Source organism: Formivibrio sp. oc-25 (genome assembly GCF_055810895.1).
The window spans coordinates 1-1,271 of record NZ_JBVVOL010000086.1; the positions used below are offsets into that span (position 1 = coordinate 1).

The following is a 1,271-nucleotide window of genomic DNA, read 5'->3' on the forward strand; positions in this document are numbered from 1 at the left end:
TGCTCAAGCAGCGCAATAACCGCCCGATGCGCATCTCGCTCACCATGGCACTGGCTTGCCTGCTGGTGGTCGCGCCGCTGCAGGCGCTGGTAGGTGACGCGCATGGCTTGAATACCCTGAAACACCAGCCCGCCAAACTCGCCGCGATGGAAGGACTGTGGGAAACCCATCAGGGTGGCACGCCGCTCAACCTGTTCGGCATTCCCGACATGAAAGCCGAGGCCACCCGCTATGCCGTGCAAATTCCACACTTGGGCAGCCTGATCCTGACCCACAGTTTGGACGGCGAGATTCGCGGACTGAAAAGCTTCCCGCCCGAAGATCGCCCGAATGCCCTGATCGTTTTCTGGAGCTTCCGGATCATGGTTGGGCTGGGTGGCCTGATGATTCTGCTGGCTGGGCTAGGGGCATGGCTCTATCGACGTGGCAGCCTGTACGAATCGCGCCCTTACCTGCGCTTTGCGGTCGCCATGGGGCCATCCGGTTTCATTGCCCTGCTTGCCGGCTGGGTGACCACCGAAGTCGGCCGGCAGCCCTGGGTGGTGTATGGGCTAATGCGCACGGTCGATGCGGTCTCACCGGTTACGCACCAGCAGGTCAGCACCTCACTGTTTATCTTTGTCGTGGTGTATTGCCTGGTCTTTGGCACCGGCATCTATTACCTGCTCAAGCTGCTGCGGCACGGCCCCCAGGCAGGCCATGATCCTTTGCTGGATACAGCGCATGCTGCACAGGCCGGACGGCACCCACTGCAAGGCGCAGCGCTTTCGATTGATTCACAGGAAGGAGGCAAGGATGCTTGATCTGGCCTTGGTAGGGGCAGCCATCATTGCCCTGGGTGTGTGGATTTACGTGGTGCTGGATGGGTTTGATCTGGGGATCGGCATCCTGTTTCCGTTTTTCCCGGCCGATGAAGATCGCCAAGTAATGATGAATTCGGTCGCTCCGGTCTGGGATGGCAATGAAACCTGGATGGTGCTGGGCGGTGCGGGGTTGTTCGCGGCCTTTCCGGTGGTGTATTCCGCCGTGCTTTCCGCGTTGTACCTGCCCTTGCTGTTCATGCTGGTCGGGCTGATCTTGCGTGGCGTGGCATTTGAAATCCGCGCCAAATCGCACCGAACCCGCCCGATCTGGGATCTGGCCTTCATGCTGGGTTCAGCGCTGGCCACCTTTTGCCAAGGAGTGGCGCTGGGCTGTAAACCGGCATGCAAAACTTTCCAGGTTTCCGGGGTGATCGGCATCCAATAGTTTCCACCCCGGGTTGTGCAACC

At 60.0% G+C, this 1,271-nt stretch carries 2 protein-coding genes; both read left to right on the plus strand.

Annotated elements, in window-relative coordinates:
• Positions 1-803 (plus strand): cytochrome ubiquinol oxidase subunit I (locus tag AC0KVQ_RS16425; RefSeq protein ID WP_473422274.1); only part of this gene is annotated, 803 nt, incomplete at its 5' end.
• Positions 796-1,248 carry a cytochrome d ubiquinol oxidase subunit II gene (locus AC0KVQ_RS16430; RefSeq protein ID WP_473422275.1) on the plus strand — a complete coding sequence of 151 codons (453 nt, stop codon included), beginning with the start codon at positions 796-798 and terminating at the stop codon, positions 1,246-1,248. The genes AC0KVQ_RS16425 and AC0KVQ_RS16430, both read left to right, overlap by 8 nt.
• Positions 1,249-1,271: the final 23 nt, after the last annotated feature.